The sequence below is a fragment of the Acinetobacter sp. AL9 genome (genome assembly GCF_041464035.1).
Lineage (GTDB): Bacteria > Pseudomonadota > Gammaproteobacteria > Pseudomonadales > Moraxellaceae > Acinetobacter > Acinetobacter towneri.
Map to the genome: position 1 here is coordinate 1 of NZ_JAYFSK010000258.1, position 255 is coordinate 255.

The 255-nt window shown below is 38.4% G+C and carries 1 protein-coding gene; it reads right to left on the bottom strand.

Annotated features, from left to right (window positions below):
- A partial coding sequence (locus tag ACEO2X_RS14590; RefSeq protein WP_371972215.1) for an IS200/IS605 family accessory protein TnpB-related protein occupies positions 1-255 on the bottom strand: 255 nt, incomplete at both ends.

Below are 255 nucleotides of genomic sequence, written 5' to 3' on the forward strand. Positions count from 1 at the left end.
GACTACTTGAGGTGATCTCACCGCAGCACGAACAGATTTGGGTGGTATAGGCTTCTTGGACTTCTTCAAACAATACGCCTGCGTTCTCGCATTTATACTTGAGCATTGTTTTTAGTGCCGAAAATCCTGTATCCAAAACAGATTTTGCCATTTTGGTTTTTACTAATTTTTTAGCACTCAAGTCACCTACAATAATCAATGCATTTTCATTCACAAGCTTGGTGCTTGCTTTATGCAAATGATCTTTTCGACTAT